Raw genomic sequence first — 25,097 nt, forward strand, 5'->3', positions numbered from 1 at the left:
ACGCGGGCGCGGCTCAGCCGGGGGACATCGACGGGTTGGGCGACTCGGCGAAGGCGCACTCGGGGTGGACGTCGCGGTCGATGATGTTCCCGACGGTGGCGTGGACACGGACCGGGCCGGGCCGGAGCGCCGTCACCTGGAACCAGCCGTCGGCCGTGGTGGTGAGACAGGCCGCGCCGCCGTCGGCGACGCCCCACATGTCGTTGGCGTGGATGCGGACCGTCTCGGTGCCGGCCGCCGGGAAGTCCAGGATGAACGACGAGACCGCCAGCGTGCGCAGCGTGGCCGGGCCCGAGGCCAGCGGAACCCCGTCGGCCACCTCCCAGACCTTCCAGTGCGCGTCGTGCCAGACCTCATGCAGGTACGAGGGCGGGTTGGCCAGCAGCGCGGCCTCAGAGAGGCCGCCCCGGTCGAGCGGGACGTCGGGCAGCGCGACCAGGCCGACGGCGTTGGCGTTCAGCCAGGCGCGGTAGCCGTCCGCGGTCAGCGGCCTGTAGAGGGCGGGGGAGTAGCGGAGGTCGAGCTGCCGTTCCCAGCCGCGTGCGAGCGGGAACCGCTGGGCGAGGAACACGGTCTCCCAGTGTTCGCGGGTGAAGGGGACCTCGAGCCGGCCCGCCGCCGGTTTCCGGGTCGCCAGGAACGACTGCAGCCCGGCGTAGTAGGTGGCGTTGGACGACGGGTCTCCGGCCGAGTTGGCCAGGGCGGTCGCCACGGGCACCAACTGCCAGCTGAGCAGCGGCACGATCAACAGCGCCAGCACGAGTCGGCGGCGGTAACGGAGCAGCAGGTAGCCGGCCGCCGGCAGCGCGAGCGTGCTGCCCAGCCGGGCGATGTTCGCGCCGACCGGGTTGGGCACGAAGAAGAGCGCCGCGCTGAGGGTGCCGTAGATCACCGCGAAGCGGCGGATCAGCGTGCTGCTCCGGGGTGCGATGGCCAGGGTCAGGATGCTGAACAGCAGCACGCCGAGGAGGTTCACCAGGGGAAAGGGGAACCGGCCGCTGCCGCCGCCGGTGACGAACGAGACGGCCATGCCCAGGGCGGCGGAGCCGAGCGGAGCGACTCGCCGCCAACCGGCCTGAGGCGCCCAGCTCAGGCCGGCGAGGAGCAGGAACAGCCCCGCGAGCGGGCTGGACAGCGAGCAGCAGGCGGCCATCAGCAGTACCAGCGACGGGAGGCCTTCCAGCGCGGCGAGCAGCGCGGCGAGCCCGAAGGCCAGCCCGAGGGCGAAGGGCAACTGCCCGATGATCAGCTCGCCGACGATGCCGATGGCGAGCGCCAGGCGGAAGAAGATCTGCGCGCTGTCGCGGGGGCCGGGCAGCAGCCTGCAGGCCGCCCAGGTGATGACGGTGCAGGCGAGCAGGCCGGTCATCCGCGCGCCCAGGACCGCGGCGATCGGCGGGAACAGGACGCTGTAGCCGGGCAGGCTGTGTCCGTCGTACCACTGGTTGTTGAACGCCACCAGGCCCGCGTTACGCGCCACCCAGGTGCGGAAGTACTGCGCCGGCAGGTCCGGGCCCCGGAGGTTGAGGGCGATGACGAGAAGGCCGAGTGAAAGGGTCACCATCCACGGGTGGCGCACCGGTACGGCGAGCCATCGGCGGGCCCACCCCCAGCGGTGGTCCGGCGCGGGTGCCGTGGCCACGCGGTCAGCGGCCCGGCCGATCGCGTCTGGGCCGCCGCTCGGACGTGGACGCATGGATGTCGTCACTGCTCTCCTTCCCCACCGGGCTCAGCGCACGCCCGCCAACTCTCCCATCCTCCACCACCGACGTCGCAGGTCCTGGCGTCGGCCCTTATCCGGCGCGCCCGATACTGGCGCATCGGGCGCCGCACCACGGCCGGGGCTTCGGATGGTCACGTTGTTGACACGGTCCGTCATGCGGCCTTTATCCATGCTAAGCAGTGATGTACCGTCAGTGTCGGAACAGATACACAATGTGAGATCATCTCAGGGCGACGAGGGGGTGCGACTTCAGGACGCCTCGCGCCGCCCGGTTCCCTGATCTTCGATCGCCGGCAGGCCCGCCCGACACCGCACTAGGAGACCTCTCCTCATGTCGACGACCGCCTCGGTTCTGGTTCCCCGTCGCTGGATCGCACTGATCTTCATCGCTCTCGCCCAGTTGATGGTCGTCCTGGACGCGACCGTCGTGAACATCGCGCTCCCGTCGGCACAGCGGGCGCTGGACATCTCGGATGCGAACCGGCAGTGGATCATCACCGCCTACACGCTCGCGTTCGGTGGGCTGCTGCTGTTCGGCGGCCGCGTCGGTGACCTGATCGGCCGCAGGCGCGCCTTCCTCATCGGCCTGATCGGTTTCGCGGGCGCGTCGGCCGTCGGCGGTGCCGCGGTCGACGAGGCGATGCTGCTCGGCGCCCGCGCGCTGCAGGGCGCGTTCGGCGCGCTGCTCGCCCCCTCGGCCTTATCGCTGCTGGCCGTGACGTTCACGGTCGCGAAGGAGCGCGCCAAGGCGTTCGGCATCTACGGCGCGATCGCGGGCGGCGGCGCCGCGATCGGCCTGATCCTCGGCGGCCTGCTCACCGAGTACCTGAACTGGCGCTGGGCGCTGTACGTCAACGTGCCGATCGCCGTCATCGGGCTCGTCGGCGCGCTGGCGTTCGTCCGCGACCCCGCACCGCATGACGGTGCGCGCCTCGACATCCCCGGTGTCGTGCTCGTCACCGGCGGGCTGGTCGCCCTCGTGTACGGCTTCACCCGCGCCGAGTCGGCGGGCTGGGGCGACCACGGCGTCATCGGCCTGCTGGCCGGGGCGGGCGTGCTGCTCGGGGCGTTCGTCGTGGTCGAGGCGCTGACGAGGGCCCCGCTGCTGCCCCTGCGCGTCGTCCTCGACCGCAACCGCGGCGGCGCCTATCTCGCGGTCGGCCTGTCAGTGATCGGCATGTTCGGCCTGTTCCTGTTCATGACCTACTACCTGCAGACCGTCCGGCACTACTCGCCGGTCCGGACCGGCCTGGCGTTCCTGCCGCTCACCGCCGGAATGATCATCGGCTCGACGCAGATCGCCGCCCGGCTGATGAACCGCGTACCGGCGCGCCTGCTGATGGTCCCCGGACTCATCATCGCGGAGTGCGGCATCGCGCTGCTCCTGCGCCTGCGGGCCGACAGCGCCTACGTCGACATGGTGCTGCCCTCGCAACTGCTGCTCGGCCTCGGCCTCGGCACGACGATGATGCCCGCGATGAACCTGGCCACGCTCGGCGTGAACGTGCGGGACGCCGGCATCGCCTCCGCGATGGTCAACACCTCGCAGCAGGTCGGCGGCTCGCTCGGCACCGCCCTGCTGAACACCATCGGCACCACCGCGGCGACGAGCTACATCGCGGCCCACGCCGCCGGCCGCCCGTCGCCCGCACTCGCCGCGGCCGGGCTCGTGCACGGTTTCCAGGTCGCCCTCTGGTGGGTGATGGGCGCCGTCGGCCTGGCCGCGATTCTCGTCGCGGCGCTCGTCAACGGCAGGGGCGCGCCGCGCGCCGCGGCGCCCGTCCGATCCGCCGCCGACCTCCCGCGTGAGGAGAGGAGCGCCGAGGCCGAGCCGCCCCGGGAGCTGGCCGCCGTCGGGACGTACGCCGAGGCGCCGCGGGACGACGGCACGTGGGGCGAGTCGCGCCTGGTGTACGCCCGGACCGCGTCGGCCGGAGCGTACGACGGGCCCGACGGGGCGCGGGTCGGCGGCCGGGTGCACGGTGCCGAGGGCGGCCCGGTGTCCGGTGCCGCGCTCACCCTCATCGACCTCGGCGGACGCCAGGTCGACCGGGCCGTGACCGGGCCCGACGGCACGTACGCGCTGCGCGCGCCGGGCGGCGGCCCGTACATGCTGATCACGGCGGCCGACGGGCATCAGCCGCGGGCGGCCACCGTGGTCCTCGGCGACGGCCCCCTGAGCCATGACGTGTCGCTGTCCGGCACCGCGAGCCTCGCGGGGGTCGTACGCGCCGCCGCGACGGGCCGGCCGGTCGCCGCGGCGGTCGTCGTCGTGACGGACGCCCACGGCGAGGTGATCGGATCCGCGCAGACCGGCGACGACGGCGCGTTCGTCTTCGACGACCTGGTCGCGGGCACGTGCGTCGTGGCGGTCAGCGCGGGCGGCCACCGGCCGGCGGCGCTGCACGTGGAGGTCGGCGCGGGCGGCACCACGCGCTGTGAGGTCGAGCTGCCCGCCGGCGTGCGCGTGCGCGGCACCGTACGCGCCGGCAGCGACGATCTCCTGCTGGCCGACGCGCGGGTCACGCTGGTGGACGCCGCCGGCAACGTCGTCGCCACGGCCACCACCGGCGCCGACGGCGCGTACGCCTTCGAGAACCTCGACCCCGGCTCGTACACCGTGATCGCCACGGGTTACCCACCGGCCGCCATGGCGGTGGTGGCGGGGGAGAACGGCTCGGAGACGTTCGGCCTGACCTTGCGCCATCCCACCGAGGAGGAGGCATGACGGACGACCGGGGCCTGCGCGCACGGGTCCGGACCACGGACGGCTGGGCGGTGCCGCACGCGGTCGTGACGGTCGCCGACATGACCGGGCACCAGGTTTGCCGCGCCGAGGCGGACCCCGAGGGCGTCGTCCGCACCGAGGCGCTACCGGCCGGCCGCTACACCGCGATCGTCACGGCCATCGGGTACACACCGTCGGCCTCGACCGCGCGCGTGGGCGCGGCGGGCACCGCCGAGCTCGGCACGGTCGTGCTGGACCGCCAGACCGGCACCGACCTGCCGCCACCGGGCCCGTGGTCTATCGACCCGGCGCACTCCAGCATCCTGATCAGCGTCCGGCACCTGGGCCTGTCGAGCATCCACGGGAGGTTCGGGGAGTTCGGCGGCCGCATCGACGTCGGCCGGCCCGTCGAACGCTCCCGGGTCGACGCCGAGATCAAGGCCGCCTCCATCGACACCGCCAACTCCCTGCGCGACGAGCACCTGCGGGGCGGTGACTTTCTCGACGTCGAGCGGTTCCCGGTCATCACCTACGCGGGCACGCGCGTCGTCCCGGCCGGCGGCGATCGATGGACCGTGCACGGGGAGCTGACGTTGAAGGGCGTACGCCGCCCGGCGGAGCTGGACCTGACCTATCTCGGCACCGGCCCGGACCTGTGGGGCGGCGTCCGCGCGGCGTTCCGCGCCACCACCGAACTGCGCCGTGAGGACTTCGCGATGACCTACAACCAGATCATGGCGGCCGGGATCGGCGCGATCGGCACGACGCTCCGCGTCGTCCTGGACATCCAGGCGGTGCACGGCACCTCGCCGCCCCCGGTCTGAGGACGGCCCCACGGGACGCGCCCGTCCGGGTCACCGCCGTCCGCGGCGGTCCGCGAGCACCTGTGCGACGGCGTCTCCGGCGGCGGACTCACGGGACACGCGCCGTCCGGGTCACCGTCGCCTGCGGCGGTCCGCGAGCACCTGCGCGACGACGTTGCGGCCGGGCACGCCGGTGACGCCGCCGCCCCCGTGCGTGGCCGACCCGGCCTGGTAGAGCCCCCTGATCGGCGTGCGCAGGTCGGCGTAGCCCGCCGCGGGCCGCGCGTGGAACATCTGGCCGGGCGTCAGCTCGCCGTGGAAGATGTTGCCGCCGATCAGGTGGTACTCGTGCTCCATGTCGTACGGACCGATCACCTGGCGGTGCAGGATCGAGGAGGTGAAGCCCGGCGCGACGGCCTCCATCCGGGCGATCACCCGGTCGGCGTACGCGTCCAGCTCCGCCGCCGGCTGCTCGGCGTGCCAGGTGTGCGGCACCCACTGGGTGAACATCGACACGACGTGGTGGCCCTCGGGCGCCAGGGAGTCGTCGAACACGCTGGGGATGCAGATGTCCGCGAACGGCAGCGCGGCGGCCCGGCCGGCCACGGCGTCCTGGTAGGCCCCCTCGATGTCGTCGAGCGACTCGGCGAGCACGATCGTGCCGCCGTGCGCCTCCGGGTCGAGGCCGGAGACGCCACGGAACTCCGGCAGCCGGTCCACCGCCAGGTTGATCTTGACGGTGCCGCTGCGGGTCTTCCAGCGCTCGATGTCCGCGACGAAGTCGGCCGGCAGGTCGCGGCGGTCCACGAGCCGCAGAAACGAGATCTTCGGATGCGCCGTCGTGATGACGGTGCCGGCCGTCAGCGCCTCGCCGGACTCCAGTGTCACGCCGGTGGCCCGGCCGGCGCGGACATCGACGCGGGCCACCGGCGCGGACGTGCGGATCTCGGCGCCGAACCCGCGGGCGGCCGCGGCCAGCGCCCGGGTCACGCCGCCCATGCCGCCGCGCGGGAACCCCCACGTCGTCTCACCGACGTGGTGGTGCAGCATGACGTACGCCGTGCCGGCGGACCGGGGGCCCGCCCAGGTGCCGATGACGCCGGACACCGACAGCACGCCCCGCATCGCGTCCGAGTCGAAGTGGTCCTCGACCAGGTCGGCGATGCTGTCGGTCAGGATCCGGGTCACGTCGACCGCCGAGCGCACGTCGACGCGGCGCAGGGTGCGCAGCAGCGCGGCCTGCCGCAGGAGGTCGGCGGGCCGGCGGGAGCCGAGCTTCGGCGGGATCTGGTCCAGCAGCGGGGCGAGGATCCGGCCGAGTTCGCCCATCCACGAGTCCCAGCGTTCGTAGGCCGCGGCGTCCTTGGAGGAGAAGCGCTCGATCTCCGCCCGGCGCCGCGCCGGATCGTCGGGCAGCCGCAGATGCCCGCCGTCGGCGCGCGGCGCGAAGTACGGACCCTGCGGGTACACGTGGTAGCCGTGCCGGTCGAGCCGCAGGTCGCGGACCAGGGCGGGCGGCAGCAGGCTGACCACGTACGACAGGGAGGTGACCGTGTAGTCCGGGCCGAAGGGATGCTCGCTCACGGCGGCCCCGCCCACGACCTCGCGTGCCTCACAGACGCAGACCCGCAGGCCCGCCTTCGCCAGGTAGGCGGCGGCCACCAGGCCGTTGTGCCCACCGCCGACCACGACGACGTCGTACACGGCGACTCCTCACTGATCCTCGAGCCAGTATCGGTCGGCTCTCGGGACCGGACAAGGGCCCGTCGTCCGGGCTCACCGGCCGGCCGGGGCGTCCCCGGTGGGGGAGGGGCCGGGCTCCACCGCGGACCGGCGCGCCCGGCGCGTGGGCGTTCCGAGCACGTAGAACAGCACGCCGAGGCCGACGCACAGGGCGAGCGGCACCAGCTGACTCACCACATAGCCGAGCCGGTCGTGGGCGAAGCCCTCGGGCAGAGAACCGGCGGGGTCGCCCGACGTGCCGAACCAGCCGACCCCCAGCCCCGGCCACACGAGTTGCACGAGGGTGAAGACGACGAACAGCGTCGGCAGCGCCGACACCAGGCCCGCGGCGGGTGCGCGGTACGGCCGTTCGACGTCGGGCAGCCGGCGGCGCAGGACGTACAGGCTGGGGAAGGCGAGCAGGTAGGAGATGAAGGTGGTGGAGATGGCCAGGCCGAGGACCGCGGAGAAGTACTTCTGCGCGTCGCCCTTGCTCAGCAGGAACGCCGCCGCCATGACGACCGTCGACACGACGGACGACAGGATGTTCACCCGGACCGGGGTGCCGAAGCGGGCGGAGAACCTCCCGAGGAACGCCGGTCCGGCGCCGTCCGCGCATGCCACCGCCTGGGCCCGGTCGCCGCCCATCGACCAGGTGATGCCGCTGGTCAGCACCCCGATGATGAGCCCGAGTGCGGCGATCTTGCCCATGACCGAGCCCGCGCCGGTCAGTGTCACCGAGCCGTCGGCCGCGACGTGCCCGCCGTAGACCGTGAACACGGCCTTGCACGCGTCGACGAACCCGCCCAGGCTGCCGATGGCCGCGTGGGGAAGCACCAGGAGGATGCCGAGGATCGGCGCGCCGTACAGGACCACCGCGAGCACGCCGGAGCGGGCGATGGCGACGGGCACGTCCCGGTGCGGGTCGGTCATCTCCTCGGCCGCCGTGCTGGGCAGTTCGAAGCCGACGTAGTTGAAGACGAGGACCGGCACCAGCCCGACGAACCCGATGTAGGTGGGCTTGAGGTCGGCTCCGCGCAGGTGGACGCCGTGCTCGGCGCCGTAGACGACCACCGAGACGAGGAAGGCGCCGATCAGGACGACGCGGGCGACGGCCCCGATCGTGGGCAGCCACTTGCCGACGCGGAACGCGAGCAGCACCGCCAGCGCGCCGATCCAGACGAAGACCGCGCCGCCGGCGTACTTCCAGCCGCCCGGCAGGGCGAAGAAGAACTTCTCCCAGGTGGTGACGGCGACGATCGTGAGCGTACCGCCGAGCCAGACCGGGTTGGAGAGCCAGTAGAGCACCTGGTTGACGCCGGCGGCGAACCGGCCGAAGGCCAGCTTCGTCCAGACGTACGGCCCGCCCTCGAACGGGAACGAGGACCCGAGCTCGGCGGCGAGCAGCCCGTACGGCAGGAAGAAGAACACCGCCAGGAACAGCAGCCAGACCAGGCCCTGCGGGCCCTTGGCGGCGACCGTGCCGAGGGTGTCGAGGCCGACCAGCGCGCAGATGAGGAACGCCGCGATGTCGAGCCGGAAGAACGCCTTCCGCAGGTGGGTCTTCTCGTGTTCCCAGCGGCGGGTGAAGTCGCCCCGGTCATCGGCGGCCATGGGCACTGCCTCTCTGCCGGGCCGGCGGCCGGGAGACCGATCCGCCGGTCGGTCTCCCGCCTGTCTACTCCAGGCGGCCGGATTTGGGAAGGGTGGCGTGCCGGTGGTGGCGTGCCGGTGGTGGCGTGCCAGTGGTGGCGTGCCGGTGGCGGCGGGCGGGCGCCCCCTCGACGTGGGGGGGCCCGGGGGGGGAGCCGCGCGGGGCCCCGATGGATCACGGTCAGGATGCGTTGATGGCGACGTCGTCGAGCACGAAGCTCGTCTGCAGGGACGAGTCCTCGGTGCCGCTGAACGACAGTGTCACGGTCTGGCCGGCGTAGGACGACACGTCGAAGGTCTTCTGCGTGTATCCGGACGCGGCGTTGACGTTGCTGTAGGTGGCCAGCGTGGTGCTGCCGACCTTGACCGTCAGCTTGTCGTAGGCGGTGCTGCCGGTCTCGCTCGTGTCGATGTGCAGGTAGAAGCTGAGCGAGGCCTTGCAGCCGGACGGGATCGTCACCGACTGGGTGGCGCTGTCGGTGTGGGTGGTGCCGTAGCCGTCGAGCCAGGCGAAGTAGCTGCCCGAGTGCGAGGTCTCACCGCTGCCGTTGGCCGAGACGACGCCGGAGGTCGTCGTCCACGGTGAGGTGCCGCTCTCGAATCCGCCGTTGCTCACCTTGTTGCCCGGTGAGGAGCACCCGCCGCCGACCGGGTTCACCGTCCAGGTGAAGGACGCCGACCCGGAGGCGCCGGTGGAGTCCTTGGCGCTGACGGTGACGTTCGAGGTGCCCGCCGTGGTCGGCGTGCCGGAGATCAGGCCGGTCGAGGAGTTGATCGACAGCCCGGCGGGCAGGCCCGTCGCGCTGTAGGTCAGCGTCTGGCCCGAGGCGGAGTCGGTCGCCTGGATCTGCAGGGTGACCGCCGTGCCGACCGTGCTCGTCCGGTTGCCCGGGTTGGTCACCGTGACGGTGTTGCCGCCGGTGGATCCGCCCTGGAAGGCCGTCGCCCCGTTGGGAGTGCCCAGCCCGGTCGGCCCGTCGTACCCGGAACCGGCGGTGCACAGGTAGGACGGGCTGCACGAACCGTTGCTGCCCGAGGTGACGTCGTTGAGCGCGCCGGTGTGAGCGTACGGGTAGGACGCCGGGTAGGTGCCGGCCGCCGGAGACCCGCCCAGCGCGTAGACGCCGGCGATGATCGGCGAGGAGGCGCTGGTGCCGCCGACGACGAGCCACCCGCCGACCTGGTAGCTGTCGTAGACGGCGAGGCCGGTGTTCGGGTCGGCCACGGCCGAGACGTCGGCCACCGTGCGCTTGGCGCAGCCGGAGTCCTTCTGCCAGGACGGCTTCGAGTCATAGGAAGAGCAGCCCGAGCCCGCGCCGGACCAGGCCGACTCGCTCCAGCCACGCGAGTTCGACGCCCGGGACAGCGAGGTTCCGCCCACCGCGGTGACGTACTGCGAGGCCGCCGGGTACTCGACGCCGTAGCCGCTGTCGCCCGACGACACGGTGATCGCGACGCCCGGGTGGTTGAAGTAGGAGGAGTCGCTGCTCGGGTCGGTGCTGTCCTCGGAGCCGCCGTAGCTGTTCGACACGAACTTGGCGCCGAGGCTGACCGCGGTGTTCACCGCGGTGCCCAGGTCGGCCATGCTCGGCTGGGTCGCCTCGACGAGCAGGATGTGGCAGCTCGGGCAGACCGCCGACACCATGTCCAGGTCCAGCGACTCTTCCTCGGCCCAGCCGGAGTCGGCGGACGGGAGGCTGCTGCCGCCGGTCTCGTTGACCTTTTTGAAACAGCCGTTCGCGGTGGTGCAGGCGGACAGCCCGTACTGGGAGCGGTACGTCGCCAGGTCGGATTCGGCGTTCGGGTCGTCATAGGCGTCGACGATCGCGACCGTCTGCCCGGATCCGGCCGACGAGGACGGCAGGGCGTACGCGCTCTGCAGGTCGGAGGGGCCGTATCCGGACGGTGCCAGGTTCGGGTGGACACCCTGGCGGGCGGCCACGTCGGTGCGTACGAGGGACAGACACGCCATCTGGCCACGACGGCTGGGGGCCGCGCACGCGCGCTTCACCGGGGCGACGTGATGCGGTCCGGAGGCGGCCGGGGCGGCGCTCGCCGGCGCGGTCGCGGCGGTGAGCAGGGCGATGGGCAGGGCGAGTGCGGCGATGAGGGTCAGGAGGGTGCGCCGCAGGCGACGGGCTCGGGTGGATGGGGGTGACATCCTTGCTCCCTTTCTGGCGGGAGGCCGGATGCGGCGGGGTCTACCGCCCTCCGGCCGGTGGCACCACGTTTGGTGGTGCTGCGCGGAACATAGGAATTCGTCACCTGCGGGTCAATACGACTTTACGTGCTCTTGACTGTTGGTGTCCGGTTCCGGACTTCGACACCATGTCGGTCGACAGGGCGGTAAGAGTACGAGGAGGGCGAGAGCGTGCGGATCGGACTACTGGGAACTGGCCCGTGGGCGGACCTCGCGTACGCCCCGGCGCTGCGCGGCCACTCCGAGGTCGACTTCGTCGGAGTCTGGGGCCGGCGCCCCGAGGCGGCCGGCGCGCTCGCCGAGCGCTTCGGCACCCGTCCGTACGAGGACGTGGACGCCCTCATCGAGGACGCCGAGGCGATCGCGATCGCGCTTCCGCCGGCCGTCCAGGCGCCGCTGGCCGTACGCGCCGCCCGGGCCGGTCGTCACCTGCTGCTGGACAAGCCACTGGCGATCGAGGTGTCCGACGCGCGCGCCGTCGTCGCCGCGGTCCGGGAGGCGGGTGTCGCGTCGGCGGTGTTCTTCACCGCCCGCTTCGCCGACGAGGTACGGCAGTGGATCGCCGAGCAGGCCCGGCGCGGCGGCTGGTTCATCGCGCACGCGGCGTGGATCGGCGCGCTCGACGGCGGGCCGTTCGCGGACTCGCCGTGGCGGCGCGAGAAGGGCGCCCTGTGGGACGTCGGTCCGCACGCCCTGTCCGTGCTGCTTCCCGTGCTCGGCGATGTGCGCGCCGTGGCCGCGGCGACGACCGGTCCCGGCGACACCGTGCATCTCGTCCTGCGGCACGACGGCGGCGCGTCGAGCACCATCACCCTCAGCCTGACCGCGCCGCCCGCGGCCGCGGGTTCGACGGTCGAACTCCGCGGCGACCACGGCGTCACCGTGATGCCTTCGAACGAGGGAACGCCGGTGGCCGCGCTCGACCGGATGATCGACACGCTGCTGGACTCGGCGCGCACCGGGCGCTCCCACGACTGCGACGCGGCGTTCGGCCTGCGCGTCGTCGAGGTCCTGGCCGAGGCCGCCGGGCGGCTCCCGGCGGACGCCTCCGGCACCGCTCCGACGAACGAGCGGGACGCCTCCTAACGCGGCCGGCCTCCGTGCGCTTGATACCTAGACATTCTAAGCCTAGTATTTCTAGGTATGGATGCCGTACGTGGACACCTGGACGGTCTGGTGCTCGCGGTGCTCGCCACGGGCCCCGCGCACGGATACCGGTTGATCGACCTTCTCCGAGAGCGCAGCGGCGGCTTCTTCGAGCTGCCCGAGGGGTCGGTCTATCCGGCGCTGCATCGCCTGGAGCGGGCGGGCCTGGTCGAGAGCGGCTGGTCGGCGGAGGAAGGCCGGCGGCGCCGGGTCTACGCGCTCACCGCGCGGGGCCGGCACGCCGTGGACGAACGGCGCCGGGAGTGGCGGTCGTTCTCGGCGGCGGTCGACGCGGTCTTCGGAGCGGGGGCCTGACCATGCCGAACTCGACACACGACTACCTCGAAACCCTGCTGACCAGGCTGTGCGTCGGCGCGGGACGCCGGCGCCGGATCGTCGCCGAGGTCTCGGACCATCTGGCCGAGTCGATCGAAGAGGAGAGGCGCGGCGGAGCCTCTCCTGAGGAGGCGGCCGAGCGCGCGCTGGCCCGGTTCGGCGACCCGCGAGCGCTCGCCGCCGAGTTCAACGCCGACTTCGTCCGGCACTCGCTGACCCGGGCGGCGTGGGCGCTGGTCGGCTGCGGCGCCGTGACGTTCGCGGCGGCGGGCCTGGCCCTGAACACCGCGCCGCCGGCGCGGCCGTGGCCGTCGCCCTTCGTCTTCTACGCCGTCCCGGACCTGCTGGTGCAGGTCGCCGTCGTCTGCGGGCTCAACGGCCTGTTCCTGTCCGTGGTGGCGCCGTGGCTGCGCGGCACGGCGCTCGCCGGGAGACCGGCGGCACTGGCCGGGCGCAGCCTCGCCGCGGCCGCCGTCGCGTTGCTCCCGGTCGGGGTAGTGGCCGCCGGGAACCTGCGGCCGTCCGTGCCGTTCGCCGAACGCCTGCCACTCGCCGCGGCCGCGATCGGCATCCCGATCGCGGTGTACGCGGGGCTCCGGGCCGCCGGGCGGACGTCCTGGCTGGGACCGGCCCGGCACGGTGAAGACACCCTCGACGTGATCGCCGCGGCCTGCCGTGCGCTGGCCGATCGCGTGCCCGTCGCAGGTCGGATGCTGCGGTTCGCCGAGGCGCTGTGGCGGGGGGCCCGCCGCCGGGCGCCGCGGCTGACGCGCTGGCTCGACCTGCGTCACCATCCCTGGCGTGCGGCGGCGACCACCTCGGTGGCCGCGGGACTCATGATCAAGGCGCCCGACTTCCTCATCGGCGATCCCGACTTCATCGCGGTCGGCATCGAGGCGGTCGCGGTCTTCGGCTGCTTCGCCGCGCTCGGCGGGCTCCTCGGCCTGCGCGGCGACCCCGCGCGCGACACGCCGGAACCCGAGCGCGCGCCGGTGCTCACCGGCTGAGCCCTTCCGGCGGCCCCGGCCGGCCGGCGCGCCGGCCGAGCCTGGCCGCCCCGGCCCGGTCGGTGACGGCTGCTCGCCGGCCGAGCCCGGCGGCCTCGACCCGGTCGGTGACGGCTACTCGCCGGCCGAATCCTCAGGACAACCTCGCCCGGTCGGCGGGCCGGTCGCACCTCGGCCGGTCCGCGGGCCGAGCCATGCCGAAACACAGGAGAACCATGCCCGTCTCCACGTCCTCATCGACCGCCACGACCACCGCGGCCATCAGCGCGGTCGGGCTGTCCCGCCGCTACGGCGAGGGGCCGACCGGCGTCGACGCGCTCCGGGAGGTGGACCTGACGGTCCCGGCGGGGTCCTTCACCGCGGTCATGGGCCCGTCGGGCTCCGGGAAGTCGACGCTGCTGCACTGCCTGTCCGGGCTGGACACCGCGACCGGCGGCCAGGTCTTCCTCGGCGACATGGAGATCACCCGCATGGGCGAGCGCGAGCTGACCCGGCTCCGCCGCGAGCGGGTCGGGTTCGTGTTCCAGGCCTTCAACCTGCTGCCCTCGCTGACGGCACGGGAGAACATCCAGTTGCCGCTCCAGCTCGCCGGGCGGCGCGCCGACCCGAGCCTGCTGGAGACCATCGTGGGCCTGCTCGGGCTGACCGAACGCCTCGACCACCGTCCGGCCGAGCTGTCCGGTGGGCAGGTCCAGCGGGTCGCCGTCGCCCGCGCGCTGATCACCGAGCCGCGGGTCGTCTTCGCCGACGAGCCGACGGGCAATCTGGACCGGCGGTCGGGAACGGAGCTGCTGCGCCTGTTGCGCCGATGCGTGACCGAGCTCGGCCAGACCGTCGTGATGGTCACGCATGACCCGGCGGCCGCCGCGCACGCCGATCGGGCGCTGTTCCTCGCCGACGGCCGCGTCGCCGGGGACCTGGCCGGACCGACGCTGCCGGCGATCCTCGACCGGCTGGACGCCCTGGAAGAGAACGGAGCGGAGCGATGATGGGCGTCCGCACCGTGCTGCGCCGGGGCATCGCCGCGCGCCGGGTCCGTACCGCCACGACGGCGACGGCGATCGCCGCCGCGGTGGCGTTCCTGTCCGGGACGTACGTGCTCACCGACACCATCGACGTGGGGGTGCACCACGCGGCCGCCCGGTCCGCCGGGAACGTGTCCGCGATGGTCACCGACGCCGGCGGGCTCAAAGGGTCGATTCTCGCGGGCGCGCCGACCATCCGTCCCGACCTGGTCGCGAAGGTGCGGGGCGTGTCCGGGGTGAGCGCCGCGGAAGGCATCGCCGCCGGGTACGCCATGCCGCTCGATCGCCACGGCCACGCCGTCTCGTCTTCCGCCGCCGTGGGCGTCTCCGTGCCGGCAGACCCGAGGCTGCGTCAGTTCACCCTGCGCGACGGGCACTGGCCGCGCAGCGCGGACGAGGTCGCCGTCGACGCCACCACCGCGGGCAGCCTCCACCTGACGCCGGGCCGTACGCTGCGGGTCGCGCTGGCAGGCGGGGCGCGGACCTTCACCGTCAGCGGCGTCGTCGGATTCGGTTCCGCCGGAACCGTCGCCGGTCTCAGCGTCGTCGGGTTCGCGCCGGGGAGCGCGCCCGGGCTGCTCGGGACCGGCGGGCGGTACGCCGCCGTCGAGGCCGCGGGCCGGGCGGGAGTGCCGGCCGCCGCCCTCGCGCACCGCATCAAGGCGGTGGTGGGCGCCGCCTACACCGTACGGACCGGTGCTCAGCAGGCCGACCGGCTGGCCGGCGACATCTCCGGAGCGGCCTCGGTGGTCGGCGCCATCCTGGGCGCCTTCGCCGTGATCGCGCTGATCGTCGCGACTCTGCTGATCGCCAACACGTTCACGATCACCGTCGCCCAGCGCACGCGGGAACTCGCCCTGCTGCGCTGCGTCGGGGCGAGCCGAGGCCAGACGGCGCGGCTCGTGCTCGCGGAGGCCGCCGCGATCGGGCTGGCCGGTGGCGTCGTCGGCCTGTTCGGGGGAATCGGGCTGGCCGCCGGCCTGCGCGCCGCCCTCGGCGCTCTGGGTCTGCCGCTGCCCGCCACGGCACCGGTCCTGCGGACGCACACCGTCGTGGCCTCGCTGGCGGTCGGCGTCGGCGTGACCGTGGTCGCGGCGGGCGCCGCCGCGCTGCGGGCGTCCCGCTCGCGGCCCCTGGCCGCGCTGTCCGCCGACCTGACGACCACCGGCACCCGTCCGCCCGGATGGACGCGCCGGATCGTCGCGACGTGCGTCCTCCTCGCGGGGGTCCTCCTGCTCGTCACGACCTCGGGGAGGGGGTCCATCGCGATCGGCGCACTGGTGCTCCTCCTGGGCGCGGGTCTGGCCGGGCCCATGCTGGTACGCCCGCTCACCGCGCCGGCACGCCGCCTGTTGTCGGCCGTCACAGGCGTCTGCGGACACCTGGCCGACCGGCAGATGCTGCGCAACCCGCGCCGGGTCGCCGGCACCGGCGGAACCCTCGTCGTCGCGGTCGCCACCGTCTCCCTCGTCGCCGCGCTCGCGGCGACCATCACCTCCAGCCGCGCGCTCGACGCACGGCGATCGCTGCGCGCCGACTACGTTCTCAGCACCACACCGGGGACGGGCGCCGGACTGGATCCGGCGCTGACCGGCCGGATCGCGCGATCACCTGGTGTCGCCGCGGCCTCCGGGATCCCGTGCGGGATCTTCCAGGCGCCCGGCACGTCCGACAAACTGTGCGGCATCGACCCGGAGGCCTATCCGCGACTCGTCGATCCGCACGTGCGCGCCGGCAGCATGGCCGACCTGCGACCGGGGACCATGGCCGTCAGCGCCACCGTGGCCGCACGCACCGGCTGGCACCTCGGCCAGACGATCCCGATCACCTACCCGACGGGCGGCACCCGGCCGGTGCGCGTCGTCGCCCTGTACGACTATGACCAGGTGGCCGGCGCCTTCCTCATCCCCCTCGCCGACTACACGCGTCACTACCCGCCCGCGCAGCAGGCCGACCAGACGATCCTCGTCCGGGCCGCCGAGGGCGCCCGGCGACAGGTGCGCGCGGAACTCGTCGCGCTGCGCGGCGACTACCCGCAGGCGAGCCTCGACGACAGGGCCGGCTACGGCCACCGGGTCGGTGCCGGGATCGACCTGATCGCCACGATGATGACCGGTCTGCTGGCCCTGAGCCTCCTCATCGGCCTGATCGCCGTGGCCACCGCCCTGGCGCTCGGTGTTCTGGAGCGCACCCGCGAGATCGGGCTGCTGCGCGCGGTGGGGGCCGAGGCCCGCCAGATCCGCGCGATCGTCCGGGTCGAGGCGCTCACGACCGTGGTCACCGGGTCGCTCACCGGCGTCGTGCTCGGCCTTTCGATCGGCTGGCCGCTCGGCCGGGCCCTGGAGGGGCGCGCCTTCGGCCCGCCGGGCGTCCCCGTCCCGCTCCTGGCCGTCGTTCTGCCCGCCGCGGTGGTCGCGGGGCTCCTCGCCGCCGCCGTCCCCGCACGCCGCGCCGCGCGCCTGCACGTCCTCACCGCCCTGCACACCGAATGAAGTTCCCGACGGGACCGGCCGGGCCGCCGGGTCAGACGAACAGCGGCTCGGCCTGGACCCGCTCGACCAGCGCGTCCATCGCGGCGTCGTCGGGCGCCTCGCCGAAGCGGGCGGCGGCGTCGAGGACGCGGGGGAGCAGGTCCACGTCGCCGACGCTGTTGACGAAGACGCCGGGTCGGCTGAGCGCCCACCAGACGGCGAGGTCGATGTCGTCCTGCCGCTCGAGCGGTTCGTACCAGGTGGACCGGGTGTGCGGGCGGCCCATCCACGGGCGCAGGGCGATCGACTTGATCGTCTGCATCGCCACCCGCCGCTCCTGGCACGTCCGGTACAGGGCCTCGAAGTTGTCGGCGTAGTAGGGATTGCGCATGGTGACGTGGTTGTAGGGCAGCAGCACCGAGTCGAAGTCGAACCTCTCCAGGCTGCGCCGGTGGGTGGCCGCGATCTGCGTGCCGTGGCCGGTCACGCCGATCCACCGCACGAGTCCTTCCTCCCGGGCCGCGAGGGCCGCCTCGATCGCTCCGCCGGGGCTGAGCGCGACGTCCCACTCGATCGGGTCGGCCAGGGCGTGCAGTTGCCACAGGTCGACGTGGTCCACACCAAGGCGGTCCAGCGACCGGTGCAGCTCTTCGCGCGCGCCGGCCGCCGTACGCTCGCCGGTCTTGGTCGCCAGGAAGAACCGGTCCGGCTCCCGCCGCAGAAGTGGGCGGAGGCGCACCTCGGCCTCGCCGTAGGACGCGGCCACGTCGATGTGGTTCACGCCGTACTCGAGGAGGACGTCGAGGGTCCGGTCCGCGACGCTCTGGGACACCGCGGCCAGTGCCGCGGCTCCGAAGATCACACGCGTGCTGGTGTGGCCGGTACGCCCGAACTCCGCCGTCTCGATCGGCATCTGCCGCCCTCCCAGGCCAGGCGGGCGTCCGGTGCCGACGCCTCATCGGGGGAACGGCCCGCGCGGTGCCGTCCACGTTACCGCGCGGGCCACATCCGTCCCACCGGTCACATTCCTTCTAGGACCCGTAGACCTGGAGCTCCCAGAGCGAGTAGCCCCACTGGGTCGCCCGCTTCGTGCCGTACACGCGGACGTAGCGGCCCGATCCGGTGACGTCGACGGTCTGGGTTCCTCCGGTTCCGGTGGTCGTGGAGTAGACGGTCGTCCAGGTGTTCGCGTCGGCCGAGACCTGGATCTGGAACGCGGTGGCGTAGGCGGTCTCCCAGTTCAGGGTCGCCCGGCAGATGGATCGGGTGGCGCCGAGGTCGACCTGGAGCCACTGGGGATCGCTGAAGGCCGACGACCACCGGGTGCCCAGGTTCCCGTCGACCGCGTTGGGCGCCGGGAAGGCCACGGACTCGGCCGACGACGCGGTCGCGGTCCTGCCCTGGGCCAGGTTCGTCGTGGAGCACCCGCCGCCGGAGCCGCCGGACGGCGTGGTCCACTGCTGCTGCGCGGAACCGGTGCAGGTCTCGATGTCGAGCCGGGCACCGGTGTTGCCGCCGGGATCGGTCAGGCACAGGCCGGAGTTGGGATTGACCAGTTCGCCGTTCTGGGGCTTCCAGACCTGGGCGTTCGTGCCGTTGCAGGGATACCAGTCGACGTTGGTGCCGCTCGTCGTCCCGGCGCTGACCACGTCGAGGCAGCCGCCCTGCACCCGCAGCGTGTCGTCGCTGTAGGTCGACCAGACCTGGCCGGCACTGCCGTTGCACGCGCTGACGCCGATCGGGTTGCCCTCGGTGTTCAGCGCGTTCTGGTTGGTCAGGCACAGGCCGTTGATCCCCTTGACCGCGCCCGTCGCGGTGGCGGTGGCGGTGGGGGTCGAGTTGCCGCCCTGTTCGTACACGGCCACGTAGGCGACGCTCATCGAGGCGCCGGACGTCGTGGCGGAGGTCGGCGTGGTGCAACCGCAGATCCCGTCGGGGTAGTTGCCGCCCATCGCCAGGTCCCAGATGATGAAGAACCCGTGGTCGATGGCCTGCTGCCAGGCGGTGGCGCCCACCGAGGCCTCGGTGATGGTGCTCTCCACCGTGCCGTCCATCAGGAACTGCAGGGTCTCGGCGGCGGTGTTGGTGCGGTCGACGACCACCGAATAGGTGTGGTAGCCGGTCTGGCAGGTCGAGGTGGTGTCCGGGCAGGGGATCAGCGCGTGCCCGGGGCTGTTGGCCGAGTCGTGCAGCGTCTGGGACGCCTCGTTGAGGCCGTTGACGTCCTCCATCATGTCGATCTCACCGGAGGTGGGCCAGCCGCCGCCGGCTCGCATCGGCGAGCCCAGCGCCCAGAACGCGGGCCAGTACCCCAGGCCGGCGGCCGGGTTGGGCTGCTGGATCGACGCCGTCATCTCCAGCTTGCCGCCCGGCGGGGCCTGGAAGTCCGCACGCGTGCTCTCCAGCCGTGCGGAGGTCCAGGTGCTGCCGTTCTTGATGGCCTTGAGCACCAGATGGCCGTTCCCGTCCAGGTAGGAGTTGGCGGTGGAGCTGGTGGTCTGCTCGATCTCGCCGGTGCCGTAGCCGGTGCCGATGTCGTAGAACCAGTTCGCCGAGGAGGGCGGTGACCCGGCGGCCCCGGCGAAGTCGTCGCTGAACACGGTCGTCCAGCCGGACGGGGGCGGCGGCACCGTACCGGCGTGCGCCGCTGGGACGCCGACGACGGCCGTGCTGATCACTCCGCTCAGGCAGGCGCCGAGCAGCGCCAGGATGACCAGGACCGACCGGTGCCCGAGCGACCGCGAGGAACGCCGGGCGCGCCGTTTCCACGGCCGTGTGGTCCGGGCCCGGACCGGGGACGAGGCTGATGCGGGGGACATGGGATCTCCTGAGAGCGAGGCGGGGGAGCTCCTCAGGGAGCGCTGTACGAGCCGTACACTCACCTCGTTCTGACCTTATGTCAAGGCTAAGTTTAAGTAGCATTCACGCCATCGGGGCCGCGGAGGAGACGCCGTCTCAGAGCGTCGTCAGCAGGTGCCCGAAGCCGTACGGCGCGCGGTAGTGCCGGCGCGCCGAGGTGACGACGGGGAGCCGTCGCGTGCGCAGCACCCGTCGCCCGGCCCGCTCCAGCGCCGTGACGAGCGCCCGGTCCTCTCCCGTCGCGAGCGGCGGGAAGCCGCCGGCCGCGCGGTACGCCGCCGCGCTGAACCCGAGATTGGCGCCGTGGACGGGGGAGTCGGCCGCGTAGTGGCGAGCGTAGGCGGCGGGACGATGCCGAGGATGGCCGGTCCAGTCGGCGACCGTGACGGTGCCGACGACGGCCTCCCACCCGTCCGCGGCGCACCGCAACTGCGTCGCGAGCCAGGTCGGCGGGACCAGCGTGTCGGCGTCGGTGGTGGCCACCCACGACACGCCTCGCCGCAGCAGCTCCCGCACCCCGGCCGCCCGCGCGACCCCGACGTTGCGCGCCTCGACCTCGACCACCATGGCACCGTGCCCGCGCGCCACCGCGGCCGTACGGTCGGTGCACGCGTCGGCGACGACGACCACCGTCGCGTCGCCGAGCGCCCGCAGGCAGGCGGGAAGCAGCCGTTCCTCGTCGTGTGCGGGGACGACGACGCCCGCGATCACGTGAGTCCCTCGGCGGCGGCCACCGAGACGGGATCGCCGTCGACGTACACCTCGGCGAGGAAGTCGGCCTCCCGGTGCTCGGCGAGGAGGGACAGCCCGGTCGCCCGCAGGGCGGCGTGCGCCTCGTCACCGGTCAGCGGATGGTCGGACACGGGGTGACGCCAGTGCACGGCCAGCAGGGTGCCGCCGGGTTTCAGCGACCCGGCTCCCAGGTCCACGACCCGCCGCAGGTCGTCCCGGTCCAGGTAGTAGAGCAGCTCGGAGAACACGATCAGGTCGAACTCGCCGGCCGGCCACTCCTCGGGGAGCATCCGCTGCTCCACCCTCGTCCCGGGCGATCGCAGCCGCGCCTGCCGTACGGCTTCGGAGGCGACGTCGCAGGACAGCAGCCGGTCGCACCGGGGCGCCAGCAGCGCGGTGAGGACGCCGATCGAACAGCCGGGTTCGAACGCGTCGGCGTAGCGCGGGCGGGGGAGCATCGCCAGGGTGAGCGCGTACTTGCGCTCCTCGTACCAGCGGGTGGTGAAACCCCACGGGTCGCTGGACGCGGCATAGACCTTTTCGAAGTGGTCCGGTCCGAGGGTCACCGGAAGAACACCTCCCGGCATCGCGTGAAGTGCGCGACGATGCCCGGCGGCAGGATCGGGTCCGGACCTTCGAGCTGACTGGTGAAGCATTCGATCGCCGCCCGCTTGCGCTCGGCGATCTCGGCCGGCAACGGCATCTGGACCGCACGGTCCCAGGGCAATCGGGGGTCGGCGGGCCGCGCCCAGTGCCAGGTCCAGATGGGGAACCGGAGCACTTGGACGCCGCACGTGAGGGCGGCGCGTCCCGTGGCCTCGTGGTCGGAGTGGACGTCCTTCTCCCACGGGGCGAGGCAGACGTCGAAGCCGTCGAGGAGGCCGGGCAGCAGCCGGGCGAGCTCGGTGTCCCGTACGCCGGTGTCGGGCATTCCCAGGCGCACGACCTCGCAGTCGCCGAGGTGCTTGAGCGCGTCCGCGGTCTCGGCGACCCGCCGGGGCGCGACGTCCTCGCCCGGATGGGACGCCTCGCCGTCCGTGACGGCGACCAGCCGGAGCCGTACGCCGGCGTCGGCGAGCAGCGCCATCAGGCCGCCCGCGCCCAGCACCTCGTCATCGGGGTGCGCGGCGAGGACGACCACGTTCCGCCACCGCGACACGTCGAGGACGGGCAGCGCGCCCAGGCCGTCCCAGGACCGCCAGGTCTCCTCGGCCGTGCCCGGCGCGTCGATCGGGTTGGGCTCACCGGCGCTCACCACTCCTCCCCGGTGACCCGTTCGCCGAGGGCGGCCAGGTCGCGTTCGGCGTGATGCTGGCGGATGTAGACGGTCAGGTCGGCGACCCGCCGGGCGTGCGCCTCGTCATGGCACAGCGGTCCCGCCCCGAGCGCCCGGCCCGTACGGTCGAGCACGCCGGCCGCCACTTCGGCGACCAGGGAACGCACCCGCAGCGCGCGCGCCGCCGCCTGGCCCTTGCGGTCGAGCGGGTCCGCGTCGATGTCGGCGGCCGCGCGTTCCAGCGCGTCCCGCGCGGCGGTCAGCGCGAGGTCCACCGCCCCGAGGTGGGCCAGCGCGTGCGGCCCCTTCGCGCCGAGCAGAGCGCGGGCGACGGCGCGGGCTCCGCCGTACCAGACGGCCGCGACGCCGATCCCGCCGTGGTGGAAGCACGGCCGGTCGACGTAGCCTCCGGCCGGCCCGACCTCCTCGGCCGGCACGTCGTCGAAGCGGACGCTGAGGCTGTCGCTGGCCGCCATGCCGGTCGCCGGCCAACTGCCCTCGATCGGCTCGCCCGGAGACACGGCGAACAGCCGGTCGCCCGCGGTGACCAGCGCACGGGTGCAGGCGCGCGCCCCCGAGCAGTACGGCTTCACCCCGCGCACGCGGCCGTCCCGGACCTCCAGGCCGGCCGGCTTGGCCGCCCAGACACCCCAGCGTTCGCCGGGTCCGGGCTCCGGGCCGTTCAGCTCGGCCAGGATCGCCAGCGCGTCGAAGTGGCCCTCGCTCAGCCGGGCCAGTGACAGGTCCTCCTCCGCGAGCCGGGCCAGCGCGGCCCACCTCTCGCGCGTCGCACCGCCGCCGGGCAGGGGAAGCCGCGACGCGGTGACCTCGATGAAACGCCGTTCCACATACCGGGCCCATGAAGACATGCGGCGCTTCTACCCTCATCGTCCCCTTTTAGCTCTTCTTGCGCGTACGGAGAGCGACCTGGTACCGGCGGCCTCGTCCACGAGATCTCCGGTGACGCGGTCTCCTCGGTCGGAGAACCGGTCACCGAAGGCCTCGCCGTCCGGCGCGTCGCGGTCTCAGTGGCGCGCGGGCGGACTCCAGATCCGGAACTTGCCGCTGTCGTACAGGAGCCCGAGCATGTAGAGCATCCCGTCGTAGTAGCGCGCATAGCCGGATGGGATCTCGGTGTTCCAGAAATCGCGCACGAAGGCTCGCCGGGCGCTGTCCGTCGCCGTGATCGCCGACGTCGAGTTCATCGCGACCAACCCCTGCGCGTGGGCCGGCTCGTAGGTGTTCTGTCCCGACGACAGCGGCGTGCCGTCGAGGTGGTACCGGCTGACGTAGGTGGTCACGCCCTGGCCCTCGAAGAAGTTCTCCAGGGTGTTGGAGTACTGCTTCTGCCACGGCTTCGTGCCGAACCAGGCGGCGTCCACGTTCGCGTTCGCGATGGCCCGCCAGGCGTCTTCCTGGAAGTTGTGGCTGTAGGAGTCGTCGGTCGGGCTCTCCCCCGGCCACATGTACGGCGTGCCGTCGAAGTGGGTGTAGCAGGGGGCCAGGCCGGTCTGCGGGTTGTGGGCGTCCTGCAGGAGCTTCTCTCCCGCGTCGTACGCCTTGTCCCACAGGTCCTTGTCGGACGAATCGACTGCGGCGAAGACCTTGTAGAAGGCCGGCAGGGCGTAGGACGGGTCGGTGAAGTACAGGGACGTGGCCGGCGGGGTGAACAGCGGCAGGTAGTACTTCCGGTCGAACATGTCGACGCCGCCGGTGTCGGACTCGTGCCACATCGCGTGCAGGATCTGCCGCGCCTCGGTGCCGTAGTCATAGATCCCGTCGCCGTTGCCCCAGCGGCCCTCCGCGAACGCGAGCGCGGCGGCGATCCACTGGTCTCCGTCCGGAGCGACACCCGGGTCGATTATCTTGCCCGTCGTGTCGGTGTGCCAGGCGAAGAAGTACTTGGTGGACCCGCTCTGCAACTGCATCTTCGTCTTGGCGAAGTTCCACAGCGAGTCGAACTCGTGCTTGTGGCCGAGTTGCACCGCCATCATCATGGCGTAGCCCATGCCCTCGGTACGGACGTCCTGGTTGCCGATGTCCTCGACGTAGGCCATGTCCGGCGTCAGCTGGTAGTAGATCGTCTGGCCGTCGCGGTGGGTGGAATCGGTACCCGGGTCACCGTGGAAGAGCTGTTGCCAGGCGGCGTTCACCCTGGCCTCGACCGCTCGCTGTGAGATTCCCGCCTTCGCGAACACGTTGGGGTACACACCGGTCCGGGCGGCTCCGGCGTGGCTATTCCCCACTCCCGCGGGCGGGTTCGTCCCCGAGGACGAGCTCTCCGCGGCCGATGCCGCTGCCGGGGTGGTCAGGAGGGTGAGGGCCGACAGAAGGGCCAGGCCGAGTTTCGCTTTCTTGCGCACGCAACACCTCTCTGCGTCGACGTGATGCCGGTCGGGACGAATACGGCTGTCGGCCACCGCTGGTGGCCTTCGACCGGGTGCGCGCGCCATGTGTCCCGGTGGAGGACGTTAAGCGCCTGAAATAGTCCGGGTCAAGACCTAATCATGCCGTAACTGCAAGTCAGTTAATCCGTAGTCCGCATTAATGCTGGAGTCGCACCTCGCCGCCGACCCCGGAAACGGTGAGACTTGGGGAGTGGCCGTCGTCGCCTCGCCGGCGAAGGGGCCGGCCGCGAGAGGGAGAGGGGCATCGAGGATGCGCGATAGCACTTCGCGAGGGCACCCGCTGTTCGCCCGCTGCTACGCCCGCTTCTGCCCGCTGCTGGACCGCGGGCTCGTAGCCTCCCGCCGGGCACTGCTCGCGGACCTGTCCGGCGAGGTCATCGAGATCGGCGCGGGCACCGGGTCCAGCTTCGCCCACTACCCCCGGGAGGTCCGCCGCCTCGTGGCCGTCGAACCCGAGAGCCGCCTGCGGCGGGTCGCCCGAGCGGCCGCCGCGCGGGCCCCCGTCCCCGTCGAGGTCGTTCCCGGCGTCGCCGACCGTCTTCCCGCCGCCGACGGATCCTTCGACGCGGTGGTGGTCTCCCTGGTGCTGTGCACGGTCCCCGACCAGGCCGCCGCGCTGACCGAGATCATCCGTGTGCTGCGGCCCGGTGGCCGGTTGCGGTTCTTCGAGCACGTGCGAGCCGACACTTCGGTCCGGCGAGGCGTGCAGCGGGCCGTCGACGCCACGTTGTGGCCGCTGGTCGCCGGCGGCTGTCACACCGGTCGCGACACGGTCACCGCCGTCCGGGCGGCCGGGTTCGAGATCGAGCGTCTCGATCGGTTCGGCCGCGCCGAGACCGGCATGCCCTTCCCCATCGCTCCGCAGGTCCTGGGCAGCGCGATCCGTCCCTGAGGCCGTGGCACGGTGGTGGGGGGGGGGGGGGGGGGGGGGCCGCCCCCCCCCCCCCCCCCCCCCCCGGGGGGGCGGGGGGGGGGGCGGCGGCCGCCCCGGCCCGGCGCCGGGGGGCG

Annotated in this window: 19 protein-coding genes; 8 read left to right on the forward strand and 11 right to left on the reverse strand. The window is 73.0% G+C overall.

Annotated elements, in window-relative coordinates; translation table 11 throughout:
• Positions 1–13: 13 nt before the first annotated feature.
• Positions 14–1,642 (reverse strand): hypothetical protein, encoded by a 1,629-nt coding sequence (locus AB0L00_RS30785; RefSeq protein WP_364440567.1) that lies wholly within the window; start codon positions 1,640–1,642, stop codon positions 14–16.
• Between the two features lie 412 nt (positions 1,643–2,054).
• Between AB0L00_RS30785 and AB0L00_RS30790 the strand changes: the two genes are divergently transcribed.
• Positions 2,055–4,451 (forward strand): MFS transporter, encoded by a 2,397-nt coding sequence (locus AB0L00_RS30790; RefSeq protein WP_364440568.1) that lies wholly within the window; start codon positions 2,055–2,057, stop codon positions 4,449–4,451.
• Complete coding sequence (locus AB0L00_RS30795; RefSeq protein WP_364440569.1) at positions 4,448–5,275, forward strand: YceI family protein; 828 nt, start codon at positions 4,448–4,450, stop codon at positions 5,273–5,275. The genes AB0L00_RS30790 and AB0L00_RS30795 overlap by 4 nt, the downstream gene beginning before the upstream one ends.
• Positions 5,276–5,386: 111 nt before the next feature.
• Here the strand turns inward: AB0L00_RS30795 and AB0L00_RS30800 are convergent, their stop codons facing one another.
• From AB0L00_RS30800 to AB0L00_RS30810, 3 genes are all read right to left on the reverse strand, one after another.
• Positions 5,387–6,958, reverse strand: a complete 1,572-nt coding sequence (locus AB0L00_RS30800; protein WP_364440570.1) for an NAD(P)/FAD-dependent oxidoreductase — start codon at positions 6,956–6,958, stop codon at positions 5,387–5,389.
• 72 nt (positions 6,959–7,030) lie between these two features.
• Positions 7,031–8,590, reverse strand: coding sequence for an APC family permease (locus AB0L00_RS30805; protein WP_364440571.1), 1,560 nt, complete (start codon positions 8,588–8,590; stop codon positions 7,031–7,033).
• Between the two features lie 220 nt (positions 8,591–8,810).
• Positions 8,811–10,790, reverse strand: a complete 1,980-nt coding sequence (locus AB0L00_RS30810; protein ID WP_364440572.1) for a putative Ig domain-containing protein — start codon at positions 10,788–10,790, stop codon at positions 8,811–8,813.
• 210 nt (positions 10,791–11,000) lie between these two features.
• Here AB0L00_RS30810 and AB0L00_RS30815 point away from each other — a divergent pair, with 210 nt between their 5' ends.
• The 5 genes from AB0L00_RS30815 to AB0L00_RS30835 all read left to right on the forward strand — a co-directional run bounded on the left by AB0L00_RS30815 (position 11,001) and on the right by AB0L00_RS30835 (position 16,835).
• Positions 11,001–11,915, forward strand: a complete 915-nt coding sequence (locus tag AB0L00_RS30815) for a Gfo/Idh/MocA family oxidoreductase (protein WP_364440573.1) — start codon at positions 11,001–11,003, stop codon at positions 11,913–11,915.
• A 57-nt stretch (positions 11,916–11,972) separates the two neighbouring features.
• Positions 11,973–12,290, forward strand: coding sequence for a helix-turn-helix transcriptional regulator (locus AB0L00_RS30820; RefSeq protein WP_364440574.1), 318 nt, complete (start codon positions 11,973–11,975; stop codon positions 12,288–12,290).
• A 2-nt stretch (positions 12,291–12,292) separates the two neighbouring features.
• A complete protein-coding gene (locus AB0L00_RS30825; RefSeq protein WP_364440575.1) occupies positions 12,293–13,318 on the forward strand; it encodes a permease prefix domain 1-containing protein in 1,026 nt (341 codons plus the stop codon).
• Positions 13,319–13,533: 215 nt separating this feature from the next.
• Positions 13,534–14,307 carry an ABC transporter ATP-binding protein gene (locus tag AB0L00_RS30830; protein ID WP_364440576.1) on the forward strand — a complete coding sequence of 258 codons (774 nt, stop codon included), beginning with the start codon at positions 13,534–13,536 and terminating at the stop codon, positions 14,305–14,307.
• Positions 14,307–16,835 (forward strand): ABC transporter permease, encoded by a 2,529-nt coding sequence (locus tag AB0L00_RS30835; RefSeq protein ID WP_364440577.1) that lies wholly within the window; start codon positions 14,307–14,309, stop codon positions 16,833–16,835. Before AB0L00_RS30830 ends, AB0L00_RS30835 begins: the two co-directional genes overlap by 1 nt.
• Positions 16,836–16,866: 31 nt before the next feature.
• On the opposite strand, the gene AB0L00_RS30840 is transcribed toward AB0L00_RS30835, so the two are convergent.
• The 7 genes from AB0L00_RS30840 to AB0L00_RS30870 all read right to left on the reverse strand — a co-directional run bounded on the left by AB0L00_RS30840 (position 16,867) and on the right by AB0L00_RS30870 (position 24,044).
• Complete coding sequence (locus tag AB0L00_RS30840; protein ID WP_364440578.1) at positions 16,867–17,727, reverse strand: aldo/keto reductase; 861 nt, start codon at positions 17,725–17,727, stop codon at positions 16,867–16,869.
• A gap of 118 nt (positions 17,728–17,845) precedes the next feature.
• Positions 17,846–19,633, reverse strand: coding sequence for a discoidin domain-containing protein (locus AB0L00_RS30845; protein ID WP_364440579.1), 1,788 nt, complete (start codon positions 19,631–19,633; stop codon positions 17,846–17,848).
• A gap of 136 nt (positions 19,634–19,769) precedes the next feature.
• The gene (locus AB0L00_RS30850; RefSeq protein WP_364440580.1) at positions 19,770–20,384 is read right to left on the reverse strand and encodes a glycosyltransferase; all 615 of its coding nucleotides are present in this window, start codon (positions 20,382–20,384) and stop codon (positions 19,770–19,772) included.
• Positions 20,381–20,971 carry an SAM-dependent methyltransferase gene (locus AB0L00_RS30855; protein ID WP_364440581.1) on the reverse strand — a complete coding sequence of 197 codons (591 nt, stop codon included), beginning with the start codon at positions 20,969–20,971 and terminating at the stop codon, positions 20,381–20,383. Before AB0L00_RS30855 ends, AB0L00_RS30850 begins: the two co-directional genes overlap by 4 nt.
• A complete protein-coding gene (locus AB0L00_RS30860) occupies positions 20,968–21,660 on the reverse strand; it encodes a PIG-L family deacetylase (RefSeq protein ID WP_364440582.1) in 693 nt (230 codons plus the stop codon). Before AB0L00_RS30860 ends, AB0L00_RS30855 begins: the two co-directional genes overlap by 4 nt.
• Positions 21,657–22,550 (reverse strand): acyl-CoA dehydrogenase, encoded by an 894-nt coding sequence (locus tag AB0L00_RS30865; RefSeq protein ID WP_364440583.1) that lies wholly within the window; start codon positions 22,548–22,550, stop codon positions 21,657–21,659. The genes AB0L00_RS30860 and AB0L00_RS30865 overlap by 4 nt, the downstream gene beginning before the upstream one ends.
• 156 nt (positions 22,551–22,706) lie before the next feature.
• Entirely contained in the window at positions 22,707–24,044 is a 1,338-nt protein-coding gene (locus AB0L00_RS30870) for a glycosyl hydrolase family 8 (protein WP_364440584.1), read from the reverse strand.
• Between the two features lie 295 nt (positions 24,045–24,339).
• Between AB0L00_RS30870 and AB0L00_RS30875 the strand changes: the two genes are divergently transcribed.
• On the forward strand, positions 24,340–24,981 hold the full coding sequence (locus tag AB0L00_RS30875; RefSeq protein ID WP_364440585.1) for a methyltransferase domain-containing protein: 642 nt from the start codon (positions 24,340–24,342) through the stop codon (positions 24,979–24,981).
• Positions 24,982–25,097 lie beyond the last annotated feature (116 nt).

The organism is Actinoallomurus sp. NPDC052308, from assembly GCF_040679195.1.
Lineage (GTDB): Bacteria > Actinomycetota > Actinomycetes > Streptosporangiales > Streptosporangiaceae > Actinoallomurus > Actinoallomurus liliacearum.

Excerpts from the sequence above, each read along its gene's own strand:
- AB0L00_RS30830 (WP_364440576.1), top strand. The coding sequence starts at position 13,534 with ATGCCCGTCTCCACGTCCTCATCGACCGCCACGACCACCGCGGCCATC.
- AB0L00_RS30805 (WP_364440571.1), bottom strand. The coding sequence starts at position 8,590 with ATGGCCGCCGATGACCGGGGCGACTTCACCCGCCGCTGGGAACACGAG.
- AB0L00_RS30820 (WP_364440574.1), top strand. The coding sequence starts at position 11,973 with ATGGATGCCGTACGTGGACACCTGGACGGTCTGGTGCTCGCGGTGCTC.
- AB0L00_RS30795 (WP_364440569.1), top strand. The coding sequence starts at position 4,448 with ATGACGGACGACCGGGGCCTGCGCGCACGGGTCCGGACCACGGACGGC.
- AB0L00_RS30865 (WP_364440583.1), bottom strand. The coding sequence starts at position 22,550 with ATGTCTTCATGGGCCCGGTATGTGGAACGGCGTTTCATCGAGGTCACC.
- AB0L00_RS30845 (WP_364440579.1), bottom strand. The coding sequence starts at position 19,633 with ATGTCCCCCGCATCAGCCTCGTCCCCGGTCCGGGCCCGGACCACACGG.
- AB0L00_RS30825 (WP_364440575.1), top strand. The coding sequence starts at position 12,293 with ATGCCGAACTCGACACACGACTACCTCGAAACCCTGCTGACCAGGCTG.
- AB0L00_RS30790 (WP_364440568.1), top strand. The coding sequence starts at position 2,055 with ATGTCGACGACCGCCTCGGTTCTGGTTCCCCGTCGCTGGATCGCACTG.
- AB0L00_RS30835 (WP_364440577.1), top strand. The coding sequence starts at position 14,307 with ATGGGCGTCCGCACCGTGCTGCGCCGGGGCATCGCCGCGCGCCGGGTC.
- AB0L00_RS30840 (WP_364440578.1), bottom strand. The coding sequence starts at position 17,727 with ATGCCGATCGAGACGGCGGAGTTCGGGCGTACCGGCCACACCAGCACG.
- AB0L00_RS30810 (WP_364440572.1), bottom strand. The coding sequence starts at position 10,790 with ATGTCACCCCCATCCACCCGAGCCCGTCGCCTGCGGCGCACCCTCCTG.
- AB0L00_RS30875 (WP_364440585.1), top strand. The coding sequence starts at position 24,340 with ATGCGCGATAGCACTTCGCGAGGGCACCCGCTGTTCGCCCGCTGCTAC.